A 17,574-nucleotide genomic window follows, 5' to 3' on the forward strand; every position below is an offset into this window, starting at 1 on the left:
GGACGCCACCTCACAGGTTGTACTGCTTGCGCTTGCGGTACAGGGTGGAGGCATCGATCCCCAAGGTCTTGGCCGCCTGGTCAAGGGTGTCGCTGGCGGCCAGCACCGCGCCGATATGGGCGCGTTCCAGCTCATCGAGGCTCAGTGCGGCGCCGACGCGCGGAGCATTGCCTGCAGGCTGCTCGCCCATGCCCAGGTGGCTGATTTCCACACGTTCCTGCGGGCAGATGATGCTGGCCCGCTCTACCACGTTGCGCAGTTCGCGAATGTTGCCGGGCCAGCGGTAATTGAGCAGGGCTGTGCGGGCTTCGTCACTGAAACCGCGGGCAGGCCGGGAGTATTCCTTGACGAAGCGGGCGAGAAAGCGGTCGGCCAAGGTCAGGATGTCTTCACTGCGCTCGCGCAGCGGCGGCAGGTGCAGGGTGATGACGTTCAGGCGATACAGCAGGTCTTCGCGGAAGCGGCTCTCTCGCACCATCTCTTCGAGGTTGAGGTTGGTGGCGGCGAGGATACGCACATCGGCGCGACGGGTGACTGGGTCGCCGACGCGCTCGTATTCCTTGTCCTGGATGAAACGCAGCAGTTTGGGCTGCAAGGTCAGTGGGAAATCGCCGATCTCGTCGAGAAACAGCGTGCCCCCATCTGCCTGGCTGACACGCCCCAGGGTGCTTTCGCTGGCGCCGGTGAAGGCGCCGCGGGTATGGCCGAACAACTCGCTTTCCATCAACTCGGCGTTCAGTGACGGGCAGTTGATGGTCACGCAGGATTTGCGCGCGCGCTTGCTCCAGCCATGGATGGCCCGGGCCAGCTCACCTTTACCTGTGCCCGACTCGCCAAGGATGAGGATGTTGGCATCGGTGGTAGCGACCTGGCGGGCGGTTTCCAGCACTGCCATCATCGCTGGACTGTGCGAGTCGAGGCCGTCCTTGGGTTTGCGTACTTCACCTTCCAGGGCCTCCAGCCGAGCGGAAAGCTGACGCACCTCCAACTGCTTGGACGTAGCCAGGCGCAGCTGGTCGGGGCTGCACGGTTTGACCAGGTAATCGGCGGCACCGGCCTGGATCGCGTCTACCGCCGTATCGATCGCCGAGTGCGCGGTGACGATCACCACCCGCATCCAAGGGGCCTGGATACGCATCTGCGCCAGCACATCGAGGCCGTTGTCCTCGCCCAGGCGCAAATCGAGGAAGCAAAGGTCGAAGACCTGGCGCTGCAACAAGGCTTCGGCCTGGGCGGCGCTGTTGGCCGTTGCCACATTGTAGCCCTCGTCTTCCAGGCAATAGCGGAAGGTGCGCAGGATCGCGGACTCGTCATCCACCAGCAGAATGCGGCCTTGGTTGTCCTGGGCTGACTCCATGTGCTGCGCTCCTTTAGGAAAGATCTTCATTTAGTGTGGGAAAAATCGGGCAAGTTGCATGGTCCATTGTGAAGGAACCTGTCCTTTGCATGCTAGCCACTGGCCAATCAGCGCTTGGAGGCCGCGCTTTTCAGATGATTTTCTTAGAGGGTCACGGTGGCACATTGGTTGCGAGGATTTTCAGTTTTTGCCTACAAGAGGAGGCACTGTCATGCGCTTTTCCATCCGCGCCGCCATGTTGGCAGCCACCCTGCTACCAGGGTTCACGCCGGTATTCGCCGATCCGGTACAGGACGCCCGCCTGGAGGGGGCGCTGCAAACCGCCCTGTCGCTGAACCGCATGCTCGACCCGTTCCGTATCCAGGTCGAGGTGGACGGCAAGCAGGCGCGGCTTTCCGGGGAGGTGGAGAACGACGTCGAGCGCCAGCTGGCCGAGCATGTGGCCCTGGCTACCCGTGGCATCGAGCAAGTAGACAACCAGCTGCAGGTCAATGCCCAGCTCGTGGAGCGCCCGCTGGAGTTGCGTGCCTACGCCCAGCGCCTGGAGGATGCCACCCTGGCTGCGGTGATCCGTGCGCGGCTGTTATGGAGCCGTACCACCGAGAAGGCGCCTATAGATGTGCAGAGCAGCGAAGGCGTGGTGACCCTGCGCGGCAAGGTCGACAGTGCCGAGGCCAAGGAGCTGGCTGGCGTGGTGGCGCGTACCACCGAGGGCGTGCACCTGGTCAACAACCTGGTCAGCCTCGATAGTGCCGCCATGGCCAAGGCCCGGGAAACTCCGGTGGGGGTGCCGACCGGCCCGCAGCCGAGCGACAGCTGGATCATCGACAAGATCCAGAACAGCTACCGCTTCAGCCGCAACCTTGATGGTCTGAACCTGAAGGTGGCCAGCGAAGAGGGGCTGGTTCGGCTTTCGGGCGAAGTGGTCAGCAGCGAGCAGAAAACCATCGCCGTGGAGATCGCCCGGCAGATCATCGGCGTGCGCGGGGTGGATGCCGACCTGCTCAAGGTGGCGACCAAGGTCGAGGGCTGATCGTGCAATTCGCACGGCCGCACGGACCGCATCGTGCAGGATACGTCCTTGCCGTTTTCGGTAGATTAGGATAACTAATTGATTTAATTGAATTTTATCTGAATCAAAAGGCTGGCATGCAGGCTGCAATTACCTGTTCAGGTTTGAACAAGAATTACAGCAGGAGGAGCCGGCATGAACCGCCAATCCGTCAACCGTTTGCAGAGCGCCGCACTGCCCCTGCGCCAGATGCTGTCACTCGGCTTGGCGTTGCTGCTGACCTTGGCCGCTGGCCTCTTCTATTACAGCTGGCAGACCGCGCGCCTGGCCGAGCAAGTGGCGGCGCAGACCGCCCTGTTGACGCAGATTCAGGCAACCCGTGCCAACACCCTGGTCAAGGCCGTCGACCCGCTGCCAACCGGCCAGGCCACTACTTCACCGGCCACGCTGGAAAATGTCGTACCCCAGGACCGCTGGGTGTTCTGACCGCCGACCAGACCGATTCTGAAAAAGAAAGGAGAACCACCATGCTGAGTTGGGCTATCACTTTCCTCATCATCGCCATTGTCGCCGCCGTACTGGGCTTCGGTGGTATCGCGGGCGCTGCCACCGGTATCGCGAAGATTCTGTTCATTGTCTTCCTGGTGCTGTTCGTAGCCTCCTTCTTCTTTGGACGTGGACGAGGTTGAAGATGGGCAGGAAGCGTTGGACATCCCTGGCTGCCGCCCTGTTACTGGGCGGCAGTGCGGCGGCGATGGCGGCCAATGACGGCCAGATCCGGGTCGACCAGTTGCTCGGCTCGGACCCTGAGTACCGGGAAACCTGGCAGGACACGATCAAAGGCGAGGAACGCCTGCCTGATTGGGTGGTCAATCTGACCGGCAGTGCCCAGCAGCAGATGTCTGCCGTTACCGAAGACGGCGACAAGTATCTGGTCGGCCCATTATGCGAAGGCCCGGACAACTGCACCTACAAACGCCTGATCGTGGCGTTCAGCTGGGACAAGGACGATGCCTACGGGATGCTCGTGGAGGTACCCGAAGGTTTGCCGAACGACAAGTCGCCCACCCGCCATGCGCAGTACCGCTGGCTGGGTGAACCGGACGACGGCATGAAGGCGATGCTGCAGGAGCAGCTCAAGCGTGACCCGAACTGGTACTGAGCGTTTGTACCCGGTACGGATGAAAGGTCATGCACTGTCACATAATAGAAGCTGAACCTTTCTATATTTCAGCCTTCTATGATGCGCCGCCCCGAGGAGGGGCTGCACATGACCAAGGGGCCGGGCCGTTCTGATTGTTGCAGGATCGGAGTGGCCTAGGGGTACAGGGAGTACCTCCAGCAATGGGCCGGGTCAGGAAAGGCGGAATCGGAAGTTTCAGGTCGGCGGTGTCATAGGGGCACTTGACCAGACCTGGCTTCCGAGGAGCCATGTAGGAAACGTCTCTTCCCTGCACGATTTTCTCTTCGAGACACATTTTGTCTCGACCGCACATCATTTTTTTTCGATCACCCCGACGCTTGTTCAAGCGGCATTTCAGCCATTCGGATTGTCGAACAGGCCATCTTCCCCGTCCTTTCTATCCTGCCAAATCTGCCTAAATATGGCGGTTTGGTCTTGTTCGGGATTCCGAACGTTGTAAATCAAGCACTTGCGAACCCCCAGTTTCGGTCAGAAACGTTATGCGTAAACGGCATGGGTCATGCGCTTCCGGCATTAGATTTCCCCCTTTGCCATCGCAATAGTTGCCGCCTTTTTCGCCGGCCGGGCGCCCTGTCGCTCGCCTGCGGTGTCCTTACATGAAGTCGCCGGACGGAAGCAGCTATTGCTCGTGACCTAGCCAACGGCTCTGTTACGGGCCTTTCCGTTGGGTGCCCATGACCACTAGAACAAAGGGTAAAGACATGAAGAAGGCAAAACTGAGCCTCGCCTGGCAGATCGTCATCGGTCTGGTCCTGGGTGTTGCAATCGGCGCGCTACTGAATCATTTCAGTGCAGAAAAGGCATGGTGGATCAGCAATGTTCTCCAGCCTGCTGGTGACATCTTCATTCGCCTGATCAAGATGATCGTCGTCCCGATCGTGATTTCGTCGCTGATCGTGGGTATCGCCGGGGTTGGCGACGCGAAGAAACTGGGCAGCATCGGCCTGAAGACCATCATCTACTTCGAGGTGGTGACCACCATCGCCATCGTCGTCGGCCTGGTGTTGGCCAACCTGTTCCACCCGGGCGCCGGCATCGACATGAGCACCCTGGGGACCGTGGACATCTCCAAGTACCAAGCCACCGCGGCCGAAGTGCAGCATGAGCACGCGTTCATCGAAACCCTGCTGAACCTGATCCCGTCGAACATCTTCGCAGCGCTGATGCGTGGCGAAATGTTGCCGATCATCTTCTTCTCGGTAATGTTCGGCCTGGGCCTGTCGAGCCTGCAGGCAGAGCTGCGCGACCCGCTGGTACGTACCTTCCAGGCGGTTTCCGAGACCATGTTCAAGGTCACCCACATGATCATGAACTACGCCCCTATCGGCGTGTTCGCCCTGATCGCCGTGACCGTCGCCAACTTCGGTTTCAGCTCGCTGCTGCCGCTGGCCAAGCTGGTGCTGCTGGTGTACTTCGCCATCGCCTTCTTCGCCTTCATGGTGCTGGGCCTGGTCGCCCGCCTGTTCGGCTTCTCGGTGATCAAGATCATGCGCATCATGAAAGATGAGCTGATCCTCGCCTACTCCACCTCCAGTTCCGAAACCGTGCTGCCGCGCGTGATCGAGAAGATGGAAAAGTACGGTGCACCGAAGTCGATCTGTTCGTTCGTGGTACCGACCGGCTACTCGTTCAACCTCGACGGTTCGACCCTGTACCAGAGCATCGCGGCAATCTTCATTGCCCAGCTGTACGGTATCGATCTGTCGTGGAGCCAGCAGCTGCTGCTGGTGCTGACCCTGATGGTCACTTCCAAGGGTATCGCTGGCGTACCGGGTGTTTCCTTCGTGGTGCTGCTGGCCACTCTGGGCAGCGTTGGCATCCCGCTGGAAGGCCTGGCCTTCATCGCCGGTGTCGACCGCATCATGGACATGGCCCGTACTGCCTTGAACGTTGTGGGCAACGCTCTGGCAGCCTTGGTCATCGCGCGCTGGGAAGGCATGTACGACGCCGCCAAGGGCGAGAAGTACTACGCCTCGCTGATGGCCGGCAAGCAGGAAGCGGCCATGGTTGGCGAAGCTGCCAAGCGCTGAGCCTGATGAGCTGAACAAGAAGCCCCGACCTGTCGGGGCTTTTTGTTGCCTGTGAGATCCTGGGGCCGAGCAGTGGCCATTGTGGGAGCGGGTTCACCCGCGAATCAGGCAACACGGTGTATGGCACCGGCTTTGCCGGTGTTCGCGGGTGAACCCGCTCCCACAGGGGCCTGTGTACGGGCTGCGGTCTCCAGCCTTGAGCCCCGATACGCTATCATTCGGGCATTTTTCAGGGGGAACACTCGGATGCTCAACGGCCTTTGGCTTGGCTTTTTCCTGGTGGCGGCAGTGTCCGCCCTGGCCCAATGGCTGGTAGGCGGCAACGCCGGCATCTTCGCGGCGATGGTCGAGAGCATATTCGCCATGGCCAAGCTGTCGGTCGAGGTGATGGTGCTGCTGTTCGGCACGCTGACCCTGTGGCTGGGCTTTCTCAAGATCGCCGAGAAGGCTGGCATCGTCGAGTGGCTGGCCAAGGTGCTCGGCCCGTTGTTCGCCCGGTTGATGCCGGAAGTTCCACCCGGTCACCCGGCGCTGGGCCTTATCACCATGAACTTTGCCGCCAACGGGCTGGGCCTGGACAACGCCGCCACGCCGATCGGCCTGAAGGCCATGCGCGCGCTGCAGGAGCTTAACCCCAGCAGCACCACGGCGAGCAACGCGCAGATCCTGTTCCTGGTGCTCAACGCCTCGTCGCTGACGCTGCTGCCTGTAACCATCTTCATGTACCGGGCCCAGCAAGGCGCGGCGGACCCGACCATGGTGTTTCTGCCCATCCTGCTGGCCACCAGTGTCTCGACCCTGGTCGGCCTGCTGTCGGTGGCGGTGATGCAGCGCCTGCGCCTGTGGGACCCGGTTGTGCTCGCCTACTTCATCCCCGGCGCCTTGCTGCTGGGTGGCTTCATGGCTTTTCTTGGCACCTTGTCGGCAGCGGCGCTGGCCAGCCTGTCGTCGATTCTGGGTAACCTCACGCTGTTTGGCGTGATCATCCTTTTCCTGGTGATTGGTGCCTTGAAGCGGGTGAAGGTTTATGAAGCCTTTGTCGAAGGCGCCAAGGAAGGCTTCGATGTGGCCAAGAACCTGTTGCCCTATCTGGTGGCGATGCTGGTGGCAGTGGGAGTGCTGCGTGCTTCAGGCGCGCTGGAGCTGGCCCTGGACGGTATTCGCCATGCGGTGAACTGGATGGGCCTGGACACCCGCTTCGTGGAGGGCCTGCCCACTGCTCTGGTCAAGCCGTTCTCCGGCAGCGCGGCGCGGGCGATGCTGATCGAGACCATGCAGAGCCAAGGCGTGGACAGCTTCCCGGCGCTGGTCGCTGCGACGATTCAGGGGAGTACCGAAACTACCTTCTACGTGCTGGCGGTTTACTTCGGTGCGGTGGGGATCCAGCGCGTACGGCATGCGGTGGGGTGTGCGCTGCTGGCCGAATTCTCCGGTGTCGTCGCAGCGATCTTCGTCTGCTACTGGTTCTTCGCCTGACGCCCCCACAAAAAGCAGGCAGGCCTCAGTGAGCAGGAACGCTGGCTGCTTGCGCAATGGTCCAACTGACCACCTGCCCGGTCAGTTGGTCACAGGCCTTGCCAAAGCCGGCAACCACCGCTGACACCTGCTTATCGGCCAATGGCTGGCGGATTTCGAAGCGCTTGCTGGCCAGGATCCGTTGAGTGCGGCCCTGCACCAGGCGTGCGTCATAGCGGATCACCACCTCCGCCGCCCCGTCCGTGCGGTACTCGGTCTGGAATGCCTGCAGCTCGCCAGCCAGCTCGTAGTCGGCCTGCAGGTTGCTGTCATCGGCGCTCAGGCGCTGCACCTGGCCGTCACGCTGGAAACCGTCAAGCAGTCGGTTGCGCAGCAGCACCGGCACTGCGTCGCTCCAGCGCGCGCCTTTGTAACTGCTGACCACATCGCCCTGGGGAATCACGGCAATCCGTGGCCCGGCCAGCACTTCGCTGGCCAGCGGCTTGTTCAGGCGCAATGACCAATCCAGCGCCGGCGCCGTCCGGCCGGGCTGGTTCACCGGCAGGCGGTACAGGTCGACGGGCTCGCTCTGTGGCAGGATCGAGCAGGCACTGGCCAGGCTCAATGCGGCCGCCAGGGCCAGCAGGCGCAGCGACGGTTTCATGGTTGGAACTCCTTGTTGTTGTCGCGGCCGAGCAGGTAGCCGCTAGGGTCGGCCTCCAGTTGCCGGGAAATACCTTTGAGTGCGTTGAGGGTTTCGCGCAGCTCGCGAATCGCCGGGGTCAGCTGGTTCAGGCCCTGTGCGCCGTCGCCGATGGCTTCGCGGTTGTCCTCGAGCAGGCGGTTGATGGTGGCGGTGCTCTCGGCAAGTGACTGCATGGCTTGCTCGGCGCTGCCGATTGCCTGCTTGCCTTCGCTGCCGAGCAGGCCGTTGGCATTGCGCATCAGTGCCTGGGTTTCGGCCAGGGTGGCGCTGGCCTGCTTGCCCACCTGCACCAGTTGCTCGATGGCCTGGGTGATGCTGCCGTGCTGGCCAGCGAAGGCGCCAGTGGTCTTGTCGAGGTTGGACAGGGTGTTGCTGAGGTGGCCGATGTTGTCTTCGGAAAACATCTGGTTGGCGTTGTGCAGCAGCAGGTTGATGTTGGTCACCAGGTCGCTGCTGTCATTGAGCAGACGCGAAATTGGCGAGGGCGAGGCGATGATCACCGGCAGCTTGCCATCCTTGCCTTTCAGCTCAGGGCTTTGCGGGGTGCCGCCGCTGAGCTGGATGAACGAGTTGCCGGTCACGCCGGCCAGGGTCAACTTGGCCTGGGTGTCTTCCTTCACCGGGGTGTCGGCGCTCAGGCGCACCCGGGCCAATACCCGGCGCGGGTCTTTCGGGTCCAGGCGCAGGGTGGACACATCACCCACCTTGATGCCGTTGTACTGCACCGGGCTGCCGCGGGACAGACCGGAGACGGCTTCGTTGAACACCACTTCGTAGTCCTTGAAGGCGTCGTCGACACTCGACTTGGCCAGCCACAGGCCGAACAGCATGGCGCCGGCCACCACCAGGACGGTGACCAGGCCGATAAGAACGTGATGGGCTCGGGTTTCCATTGCTCAGCGCTCCTGCCCGGCACGGGTGGCGGCCTGCTCGGCTGCGCGCCCGCGTGGGCCATGAAAGTATTCTTGAATCCAGGCGTCGTTGGTCTGCTCGACCTCTGCCAGCGGACCGGCCACCAGGACCTTCTTCTGCGACAGCACGGCGATGCGGTCGGTAATGGTGTACAGCGTGTCGAGGTCGTGGGTGATGAGGAACACCGACAGGCCCAAGGCGTCACGCAGGGTCAGGATCAACTGGTCGAAGGCGGCGGCGCCGATCGGGTCCAGGCCGGCGGTGGGTTCGTCGAGGAACAGGATGTCCGGGTCCAGCGCCAGGGCACGGGCCAGCGCGGCGCGCTTGATCATGCCCCCAGACAGCGAAGCCGGGTACTTGTCGGCGGCCGAGATCGGCAGCCCGGCCAGGGCCAGCTTCACTCCGGCCAGGTGCTCGGCATCGGCACGGGACAGACCGGCGTGCTCGATCAGCGGCAATGCCACGTTTTCGGTGACGGTAAGCGAAGAGAACAGCGCGCCTTTCTGGAACAGTACGCCGAAGCGCCGTTCGACCAGCGAACGCTGCTCTTCGCGCAGGCCGGCCAAGTCCTGGCCGAACACCTTGATCTGCCCTTCGTCGGGCCGCCGCAGGCCAATGATGCTGCGCAGCAGCACCGACTTGCCGCTGCCCGAGCCACCGACCACGGCGAGGATCTCGCCGCGATACAGGTCGAGGTCGAGGTTTTCGTGCACGCTCTGGCGGCCGAAGCGGTTGCAGATGCCGCGGGCCTCGATCACGCGTTCCTGGCCATTCACCAGCCCATCTCCATGAAGAACAGTGCAGCCACCGCATCCAGCACGATGACCACGAATATCGACTGCACCACCGCCGAGGTGGTGTGCGCGCCCACCGATTCGGCGCTGCCGCTGACCTTGAAGCCCTCCAGGCAGCCAATGGCGGCGATCAGGAAGGCGAAGAACGGTGCCTTGGCCAGGCCGACCAGGAAATGCTGCACGCCGATGTCGCTTTGCAGCAGCGACAGGAACATGGCTGGCGAGATGTCCAGTGTCAGCGCGCATACCACCGCGCCGCCAACGATGCCGCAGATCATCGCGATGAAGGTCAGCAAGGGTAGCGAAATCAACAGCGCCAGTACTCGCGGCACCACCAGCAGCTCCATGGGGTTCAGGCCCAGGGTGCGTATGGCGTCGATTTCCTCGTTGGCTTTCATCGAGCCGATCTGCGCGGTGAACGCGCTGGCAGTGCGGCCGGCCATGAGAATGGCGGTCAGCAGCACGGCGAACTCGCGCAGGAACGAGAATGCCACCAGGTCGACGGTGAAGATGGTCGCGCCGAAATCGGCCAGTACCGTGGCGCCGAGGAAGGCCACCACTGCGCCCACCAGAAAGGTCAGCAGGGCGACGATTGGCGCGGCGTCCAGGCCGGTCTGTTCGATGTGCGCCACGACCGGGGTGAAGCGCCAGCGATGGGGTTGCAGGGCCCGGCGCAGCAGGGTTTCGAGGATCAGGCCAACGAAGCCGAGTACCTGCATGGTGTCTTGCCACAGGGTACCGACGGCGCAGCCGATGCGTTCCAGCAGCAACAGCAGCACGTTGCGCTCGGGTTCCTTGACCGGGATGCAGTAGTCCTGCACAGAGCAGTAGACGTTCTTTAGTAGCGCGCGGCTGGCTTCGGGCAGTTCGTGGGTGCAGCGAGACAGGCGCTCGGAGCCGAGCAGTTCGGCCAGCAGCGAGGCGCCGGCGGTATCCAGGCGGCCCAGTTGGCTGAGGTCGGCGACGGTATCGGCAGCGTATTGCGCGCGCAGGCGCTCGCTCTCACGCTTGAGGCTGGTGTAATGCGCCAAGGTCCAGTCACCGGTAATGCGCAGGCAGGCCGGTTGGCTACTGGTGTCCAGGGTGGCGCTGGGGGTGGTCATCGGCTCCATGCTACTGACTCGGCGCTAAGGCTTAGGGGCTGATCATAGCGCAGCGGGCATGGGCTGTTTGGTGATTATGTGCTGTCTTCACGGACCTTGGGGGCCGCAAAGCGGCCCCCTTTCACTCACCCCGCGGGCGCTTCGTCGACCACCTTGAAGCGCAGCACGCCGATGACCTGGCCATCCTCGGTCAGCACCCTCACCTGCCACTTGCCCACCGGGTTCGGCGGGAAGTTCTGCTTGTGGGTCCAGGCCCGGTAGCCTTCCTTGCGCCCGCCGTGGATGTCCAGGGCAATACGGTCGACTTCCTGGCCGTCCTTTTGCCACACGTGATAGATCCGCTCATTCAGGCCGCGTGGTGCGTTGATCGCGGTGTAGGCGTACAGGCCGCTGCTACGGATGCGGCTGGCGGCAATCTCGTCCAGCGAGTCGCCCGGCTGGCGGTTCAGTACTTCGGTGCTGACCGCCACTTCGGTCATCCACAAGGTCGCTGGTGGCACCCAGGAGCGCAGCAGCCAGCCCCCGCCGCCGACCGACAGGGTGACCACCACCAGGGCCACGGCGCGGCGCCAGTTGTTGATCGGGAAACTGCTGACAAGGCTGGGGAACGACAGGGCCATGGCTGCGATAAGGGCCAGCTTGAAGCTTTGCGCAGTGGTCAGGTGCAGGATGATTGGCAGTGCAGTCAGCAGGGCGGCGAACAGGGTCAGGGTATGCAGCGCCAGGAACAGCCAGCGCCTCGGTGCCAGCCATTTGTAGTACAGCGGGTCGATGATCGAAATCAGCCCGGCGGCACCGAGCAGGCCGGTGAACACCAGCTGGCCGCTGTTCCAGGTGGTGGTGATGAAGAAAAACGGCAGTACGAAGAACAATGATTCCTGGTGGATCATCTGCGTCGCGTAGCGCAGCAATGGCTGTGGTATTTCGCGGTTGAAGGTGCGCGCGAACAGGCCGGTGAGGGTGTTTTCCAGCATCAGCCAGAGCCAGCTGACCAGCATGAGCACGGCTATCCAGCTGGCCAGGCCAGCCTGGCGGTCGACCAGGATGAAGCTGCCGATGCCGGATAGGAAACCGCCGAGCGCGATGATGCCGGGGTAGCGTTTGAGCAGTTCGATGATGCGCTGGACGATGTGGGGGATTTGGGGCATTGGGGGCTACAACAGAAAGGATGGGTGGCTGTGCCGGCCTCTTCGCGGGTAAACCCGCTCCCACAGGGTTAGTGCAGCTTTCAGGAATTGCACTAACCCTGTGGGAGCGGGTTTACCCGCGAAGGGGCCGGTACTGGCAAAAGGATACCGCCGATTCACCGCTAGCGTGTAGCACCGCCCGGCTTTTCCGGACCATGCCGCCGCCAGCGCAACAGCCCCGCCGCCAGGATCAGCCCCAACAGCAAGGCAACCAGCCCGTAGAGCTCATCATAGCCAAGGAACGGTTTTTCGATACGCACATAGCCATCTTCCTTGAGCAGTTCCTTGAGCGCCTCGTTGGCCTGCGCCAGGCTTACCTGGCGCAACTTGCGCACCGGGTTGGCGAAGCGCCCGTCGCTATAGTCGTTCAACGCGCCCCAGTAGTAGTCGGCCAAGGCACTGTTGCCCTGGGTGCTCCAGCTTTCCTTGGCGACGCTGGCGTACTTGATGCGCTCGAAGATGTCCGGGTCGAGTCCTTCCTTGCGCAGGTGGTCGAACAACTTCTGCATCACCTCGACCGCCTGGTCGATGTCCTCGCGCTCCAGGTCGGCATTGAGGCTCAGCAGACCGGTGTCGCCAAAGCTCTCGCGTTTTGCCGAGGGGCCGTAGGACAACCCGTTGCGCAGGCGCAGTTGGTCGTATAGCGCCCAGTCCAGGTAGTGCGACAGCAGGTCGAGGGTGGCCTGGTGGTCGTTGTCCAGCACTGGCTCGACGAACAACCAGTGCAGCTTGACGCTGTCACCTAACCAGCCGCGGGTCAGGTCGCGGCGCTGTTCAGCTTGCTGGCCGATGCTTTCCAGGGTGCGGCGTTCCTCCGGCTCGGTGGCGGGCAGTTCGCCAAAGGTGCGTTCCAGATAGGCCGGCAGCAGGCGGTCGAGTCCGCCGACCACGATCAGGGTCATGTTGTTGGCCGCGTACCAGCGGTCACGCAAGGTGTTCACCTGCTCCAGGGTCATGTCGTCGAGGTTGGAGCGCTCCGGGCATTTCAGGCCCAGTTCGGTGGCCAACTGGTCACTGGCGGGGTGGCCGATGTCCTGGCGGTCGAGCCAGCGCTGCAGATGGCCATAGTGGCCGCCATCCTCACGCTCGATGATGCGCTTGGCAGTGGCCAGGGCCTTGGCATCGATGCGGGTGTCATGGATCACTGCCAGCAGCAGGTCGAGAACCTTGCGCTGGTTGCGCGCCGGGGCTTCGATGACGAAGGTGGTGTCGGCGCTGCTGGTATAGGCGTTCCACTCGCCGCCCAACGATTGCAGGCGCTCTTCCAGGCCCCCCTCGCCGGTTGCGTCGATGCCGCTGAACAGCAGGTGTTCGAGCAGGTGCGGCAGCTCTTTCTGCTCGCAATTGAAGTCATCCAGGCCGACGCCGACCACCAGGCGAATCGCCACATGGTCACGTTCATAGCCGTTTTTCAGGATGACCTGAAGGCCATTGGGCAACAGGTAGCCTTCAACCCGCGAGCGGTCGAGGGCGAACGAGGGCAGGCTGCAGATCAGCAGGCAAACGAACATCAGGCAACGCATGGGCGAGCTTGGGTCCTCAGGTAGGCGAAATCACGGCAAACGGGCTTCGTCCGGCACGCTGTCGAGCATCAGCCCGCCCGTGTCCGAGCCGCCCAGTACCACATAGGCACTGCTACAGAACAAAGAGTTCAACCGTTTCATGTCGGCGATCAGCTCCAAGTGTAGCGAACTGGTCTCGATACTTTGCACTACCTTGCGCTGCAGGCGGCTGACATGGGCGTGGGCAAGGCGCCGTTCCTGGGCGCGAAAACGGCGTTTTTCCCGCAGCAGCAGGCGGGCGCTTTCCGGGTCGGCACTGAGGAACACCGACAAGCCCAGGCGCAGGTTGGCCAGCAGCTGTTCCTGCAAGCCGGTCAGCTCTTCCAGGCCCACCTGGGAAAACTCCCGGCGCTGGCTGGTTTTCTGCTGCTGCACCTTGCGCAGCATGCGCTCGATCAGGTCGCAGGCCAGCTTGAGGTTGATCGCCAGTTCGATAATTTCTGCCCAGCGGCGGTTGTCCTGCTCGCTAAGGTCTTCACGCGTCATCTGCGCCAGGTAAAGCTTGATCGCGCTATACAGGGCTTCGGCATCCTCGCCCAAGGCGCGCACCTGTTGCGGCAGGGCGGCCTGGGTGCCGCGCAGGGCCGCGAGCATGGCTTCGAGCAGGCTGTCGACGATATCTCCAAGGCGCAGGGTTTCGCGGGAGGCGTTGGCCAAGGCCAGGCTGGGGGTTTCCAGCGCCGAGGTGTCGAGATGGCGCGGGCGGATCTGGCCGTTGCCGTTTTCCCGTTCGGGCAGCAGGCTGTTGCACAGCCGGCCCATGGGTTTGACCGTGGGCAGCATGATCAGGCAACGCAGCGTGTTGTAGAGCAGATGGAAGCCGATGACCAGCTCCTGTGCGCTGAAGCTCAGTGAGTCCATCCAGCCCACCAGCGGGTGCAGCACGGGGATGATCAGCAGCAGGCCGATCAGCTTGTACAGCAAGCTGCCCAGTGCCACGCGGCGCCCGGCGGCGTTTTGCATGCTGGTGCTGATGAAGGCCAGCAGCCCGCTGCCGATGTTGGCGCCAACCACCAGGCCGATGGCCACCGGCAGGCTGATCACTTCGGCACCGGCCAACGTCGCGGTGAGCAGCACGGCGGCCAGGCTGGAATAGGAAATCATGGCGAACAGTGCGCCGACCAGGGCGTCGAGCATGATGTCGCCGGTCAGCGAAGCGAACAGCACCTTCACGCCCTGGGCGTGGGTAATCGGCGTAGCTGCTTGCACGATCAGCTCCAACGCCAGGATGATCAGGCCAAGCCCGATGCCTACCCTGCCCAGCTGGCCGGCCCGCGTCTGTTTGCGCGAGAGGAAGAAGATCACACCCAGGAAGATCAGCAGAGGCGACAGCCAGGACAGGTCCAAGGTCAGCACCCGGGCCATCAGGGCGGTACCCACATCGGCGCCGAGCATGATCGCCAAGGCCGGAGTCATGGCCATCAGCCCCTGGCCGACGAATGAGGTGACCAACATGGCTGTGGCATTGCTGCTTTGCACCATGGCAGTGACCAGAATGCCGGCGACGAACGCCAGCGGGCGTTTGCTCATGTTCTGGCTGATGATGCGCCGCAGACTCGAGCCGAATACCCGAAGGATGCCGGTACGCACGATGTGGGTGCCCCAGACCAGAAGCGTAACGGCCGAGAGCAGGTTGAGCAGGGTCAGCATGGCGACGGCCCCCTGATGCATTGGCCCAGAGGGCCAAGAGACGAAGCGTGAGCGTTTGAAGAATTTTCAGTGCTCACTCAAAGCTTTAGTTGTTTTGCGCAGCTGTCGCCAGCTTCGCATGGCTGCCATTTATTTGAAACACACGGGAAATGAATGATTTCTGTGCGGCCTGTGGGAGCGGGTTTACCCGCGAAGAGGTCGGCACAGAAAAGCTGCATTCCAGTCATCCAAAAATGAAAAGGGCCCTGCGAAGGGCCCTTTATATCCTGCACTTCCTGATCTTATTGACCCGGAATGTCCTTGCGCAGTTTCACTGGGTCATGCTCTTTGCCGTTCTTGCGGGCCAAGGCAGTGCGCATGCGAATGTTGATGGCTTCCACTGCCAGCGAGAACGCCATGGCGAAGTAGACGTAGCCTTTCGGCACATGCACGTCGAAAGCTTCGGCGATCAGCACGGTACCGACCACGATCAGGAAAGAAAGTGCGAGCATCTTCAGCGACGGGTGCTTGTCGATGAAGTCACTGATGGCGCCTGCGCACAGCATCATCACCAGCACGGCGACGATGATCGCGGCGATCATTACCGGTACGTGGGACACCATGCCCACTGCAGTGATCACCGAGTCCAGCGAGAACACGATGTCGATGATGGCGATCTGGATGATGGTATAGAAGAACTTGCCACCTGCGCCTTTGGGTTCTTCCGCGTTCTCGTCCTCGCCTTCCAGGCCGTGGTAGATCTCTTGCGAGCTTTTCCACAGCAGGAAAAGGCCACCAAAGAACAGGATCAGGTCACGCCCGGAGATGCCCTGGCCAAGGACCACGAACAGGTCGGCGGTAAGGCGCATGACCCAGGTGATCGAGAGCAGCAGCATGATACGGGTGACCATGGCCAGGGCCAGGCCGAAGATCCGGGTGCGCGGCTGCATGTGCTTGGGCATGCGGCTGACCAGAATCGAGATCATGATGATGTTGTCGATACCGAGGACGATCTCAAGCGCGGTAAGGGTAAAAAAGGCAACCCAGATTTCCGGGCTGGTCAGCCATTCCATTTGTTTTCCTTCGAACGGTAAAGGCGACGCGCCCGTATCAGGGCGCGTTGCGTTAGGGAAATACGCGTTTATTAAAGACTACTGAACAGCGGAAAAATGCCCATCAGCAGCGCGGCGAGCATTATGCACAGGCACACCAGCACTGCCCACTTCAAGGTGAAGCGCTGATGATCGCCGAACTCGATGCCGGCCAGGGCCACCAGCAGGTAGGTGGAGGGTACCAGGGGGCTGAGCAGGTGTACCGGCTGCCCGACGATCGACGCACGGGCCATTTCCACCGGGCTGATGCCGTAGTGGCTGGCAGCTTCGGCCAGCACCGGCAGCACGCCGTAGTAGAAGGCGTCGTTGGACATGAAGAAGGTGAACGGCATGCTCACGATCGCGGTGATCACCGCCAGGTATGGGCCCAGCGCCTCGGGGATGACCGACAGCAGGCTCTTGGACATGGCGTCGACCATGCCGGTGCCCGACAGGATGCCGGTGAAGATGCCAGCGGCGAAGATCAGCCCGGTGACCGCCAGCACGCTGCCTGCGTGGGCGGCGATGCGGTCTTTCTGCTGCTGCAGGCACGGGTAGTTGACGATCATGGCGATGCTGAAGGCGATCATGAACAGCACCGGCAACGGCAGCACGCCGGCGATCAGCGCGACCATCAGGGCTGCGGTCAGGGCACCGTTGAAGTACAGCAGCTTTGGCCGGCGTGCGTCCGGGTACTGCGAAACGGTGATTTCGCTGTGGTCGATGTCGTCGGTGGGCAGGTGCAGTTCGCCCAGGCGGGCACGTTCGCGCTTTCCGTACATGTAGGCGATGGCCAGGATCGCCAGCACGCCGAACAGCATGGCCGGGATCATCGGCACGAAGATGTCCGACGGGTCCACGTGCAGTGCGCTGGCGGCGCGGGCGGTCGGGCCACCCCAGGGGGTCATGTTCATCACCCCGCCGGCGAGAATGATCAGGCCGGCCATGATCCGCGGGCTCATGCCCAGGCGGCTGTACATCGGCAGCATGGCGGCGCAGCAGATCATGTAGGTGGTGGCGCCGTCACCGTCGAGCGAGACCACCAGGGCCAGTACTGCGGTACCGACCGAGACTTTCAGCGGGTCACCCTTGACCAGCTTGAGGATCTTGCGCACGGCCGGGTCGAACAGGCCGGAGTCGATCATCAGGGCGAAGTAGAGGATGGCGAACATCAGCATCACGCCGGTAGGTGCGAGCTTGCTGATGCCCTCGAGCATCATCGGGCCGATCTTGGCGGAAAAACCGCCGAACAGGGCGAACAGGATCGGTACCAGGATCAGCGCGATCAAGGCCGACAGGCGCTTGGTCATGATCAGGTACATGAAGGTGATGACCATGGCAAAGCCGAGGAAGGTCAGCATGGCAATACTCCAGGCGTGGCGCGGCGAAAGGAAAGTCGATTCGGGCGGATCAGCGCGTTTGGCGCTGTGCGTGGAGCATGCGGAGGGAGGCTACGGAAAATCGGGCACAGGAATACATCAGAATCACCATTGTTGTTGTTGATTGGGCCGGGCGCGGTGGTTACCGGGTGC

The 17,574-nt window shown here is 62.4% G+C and carries 16 protein-coding genes; 6 read left to right on the plus strand and 10 right to left on the minus strand.

Annotated features, from left to right (window positions below):
• Positions 1-10: 10 nt before the first annotated feature.
• A complete protein-coding gene (gene algB / locus RIN61_RS12250; RefSeq protein WP_112251736.1) occupies positions 11-1,357 on the minus strand; it encodes a sigma-54-dependent response regulator transcription factor AlgB in 1,347 nt (448 codons plus the stop codon).
• A gap of 211 nt (positions 1,358-1,568) precedes the next feature.
• Here algB and RIN61_RS12255 point away from each other — a divergent pair, with 211 nt between their 5' ends.
• From RIN61_RS12255 to RIN61_RS12280, 6 genes are all read left to right on the plus strand, one after another.
• Positions 1,569-2,390 carry a BON domain-containing protein gene (locus RIN61_RS12255; RefSeq protein WP_207878737.1) on the plus strand — a complete coding sequence of 274 codons (822 nt, stop codon included), beginning with the start codon at positions 1,569-1,571 and terminating at the stop codon, positions 2,388-2,390.
• Positions 2,391-2,564: 174 nt separating this feature from the next.
• Positions 2,565-2,855 (plus strand): hypothetical protein, encoded by a 291-nt coding sequence (locus tag RIN61_RS12260; RefSeq protein ID WP_112251738.1) that lies wholly within the window; start codon positions 2,565-2,567, stop codon positions 2,853-2,855.
• Between the two features lie 41 nt (positions 2,856-2,896).
• Positions 2,897-3,058 carry a DUF1328 domain-containing protein gene (locus RIN61_RS12265; protein ID WP_003252966.1) on the plus strand — a complete coding sequence of 54 codons (162 nt, stop codon included), beginning with the start codon at positions 2,897-2,899 and terminating at the stop codon, positions 3,056-3,058.
• A gap of 2 nt (positions 3,059-3,060) precedes the next feature.
• Positions 3,061-3,531, plus strand: a complete 471-nt coding sequence (locus tag RIN61_RS12270) for an inhibitor of vertebrate lysozyme family protein (protein WP_215521519.1) — start codon at positions 3,061-3,063, stop codon at positions 3,529-3,531.
• 743 nt (positions 3,532-4,274) lie between these two features.
• Entirely contained in the window at positions 4,275-5,603 is a 1,329-nt protein-coding gene (gene gltP / locus RIN61_RS12275; protein WP_025337235.1) for a glutamate/aspartate:proton symporter GltP, read from the plus strand.
• Between the two features lie 246 nt (positions 5,604-5,849).
• A complete protein-coding gene (locus tag RIN61_RS12280) occupies positions 5,850-7,079 on the plus strand; it encodes a nucleoside recognition domain-containing protein (RefSeq protein WP_133969854.1) in 1,230 nt (409 codons plus the stop codon).
• A 25-nt stretch (positions 7,080-7,104) separates the two neighbouring features.
• Here the strand turns inward: RIN61_RS12280 and RIN61_RS12285 are convergent, their stop codons facing one another.
• The 9 genes from RIN61_RS12285 to RIN61_RS12325 all read right to left on the minus strand — a co-directional run bounded on the left by RIN61_RS12285 (position 7,105) and on the right by RIN61_RS12325 (position 17,403).
• Positions 7,105-7,722 carry an ABC-type transport auxiliary lipoprotein family protein gene (locus tag RIN61_RS12285; protein WP_112251741.1) on the minus strand — a complete coding sequence of 206 codons (618 nt, stop codon included), beginning with the start codon at positions 7,720-7,722 and terminating at the stop codon, positions 7,105-7,107.
• Positions 7,719-8,657, minus strand: a complete 939-nt coding sequence (locus tag RIN61_RS12290) for an MlaD family protein (protein WP_046616914.1) — start codon at positions 8,655-8,657, stop codon at positions 7,719-7,721. Before RIN61_RS12290 ends, RIN61_RS12285 begins: the two co-directional genes overlap by 4 nt.
• A gap of 3 nt (positions 8,658-8,660) precedes the next feature.
• Complete coding sequence (locus RIN61_RS12295) at positions 8,661-9,452, minus strand: ABC transporter ATP-binding protein (RefSeq protein WP_112251742.1); 792 nt, start codon at positions 9,450-9,452, stop codon at positions 8,661-8,663.
• Entirely contained in the window at positions 9,449-10,582 is a 1,134-nt protein-coding gene (locus tag RIN61_RS12300; protein WP_112251743.1) for an ABC transporter permease, read from the minus strand. The genes RIN61_RS12295 and RIN61_RS12300 overlap by 4 nt, the downstream gene beginning before the upstream one ends.
• 116 nt (positions 10,583-10,698) lie before the next feature.
• On the minus strand, positions 10,699-11,721 hold the full coding sequence (locus RIN61_RS12305) for a DUF5924 family protein (RefSeq protein WP_112251744.1): 1,023 nt from the start codon (positions 11,719-11,721) through the stop codon (positions 10,699-10,701).
• Between the two features lie 161 nt (positions 11,722-11,882).
• A complete protein-coding gene (locus RIN61_RS12310) occupies positions 11,883-13,283 on the minus strand; it encodes a M16 family metallopeptidase (RefSeq protein ID WP_112251745.1) in 1,401 nt (466 codons plus the stop codon).
• 30 nt (positions 13,284-13,313) lie between these two features.
• Positions 13,314-14,972 (minus strand): Na/Pi cotransporter family protein, encoded by a 1,659-nt coding sequence (locus RIN61_RS12315; RefSeq protein ID WP_112251746.1) that lies wholly within the window; start codon positions 14,970-14,972, stop codon positions 13,314-13,316.
• 281 nt (positions 14,973-15,253) lie between these two features.
• On the minus strand, positions 15,254-16,024 hold the full coding sequence (locus tag RIN61_RS12320) for a TerC family protein (RefSeq protein WP_112251747.1): 771 nt from the start codon (positions 16,022-16,024) through the stop codon (positions 15,254-15,256).
• Between the two features lie 71 nt (positions 16,025-16,095).
• Positions 16,096-17,403 carry a CitMHS family transporter gene (locus RIN61_RS12325; RefSeq protein ID WP_015268498.1) on the minus strand — a complete coding sequence of 436 codons (1,308 nt, stop codon included), beginning with the start codon at positions 17,401-17,403 and terminating at the stop codon, positions 16,096-16,098.
• Between the last annotated feature and the right edge of the window lie 171 nt (positions 17,404-17,574).

Origin of the sequence: Pseudomonas inefficax, assembly GCF_032164165.1 — a bacterium.
GTDB lineage: Bacteria > Pseudomonadota > Gammaproteobacteria > Pseudomonadales > Pseudomonadaceae > Aquipseudomonas > Aquipseudomonas inefficax.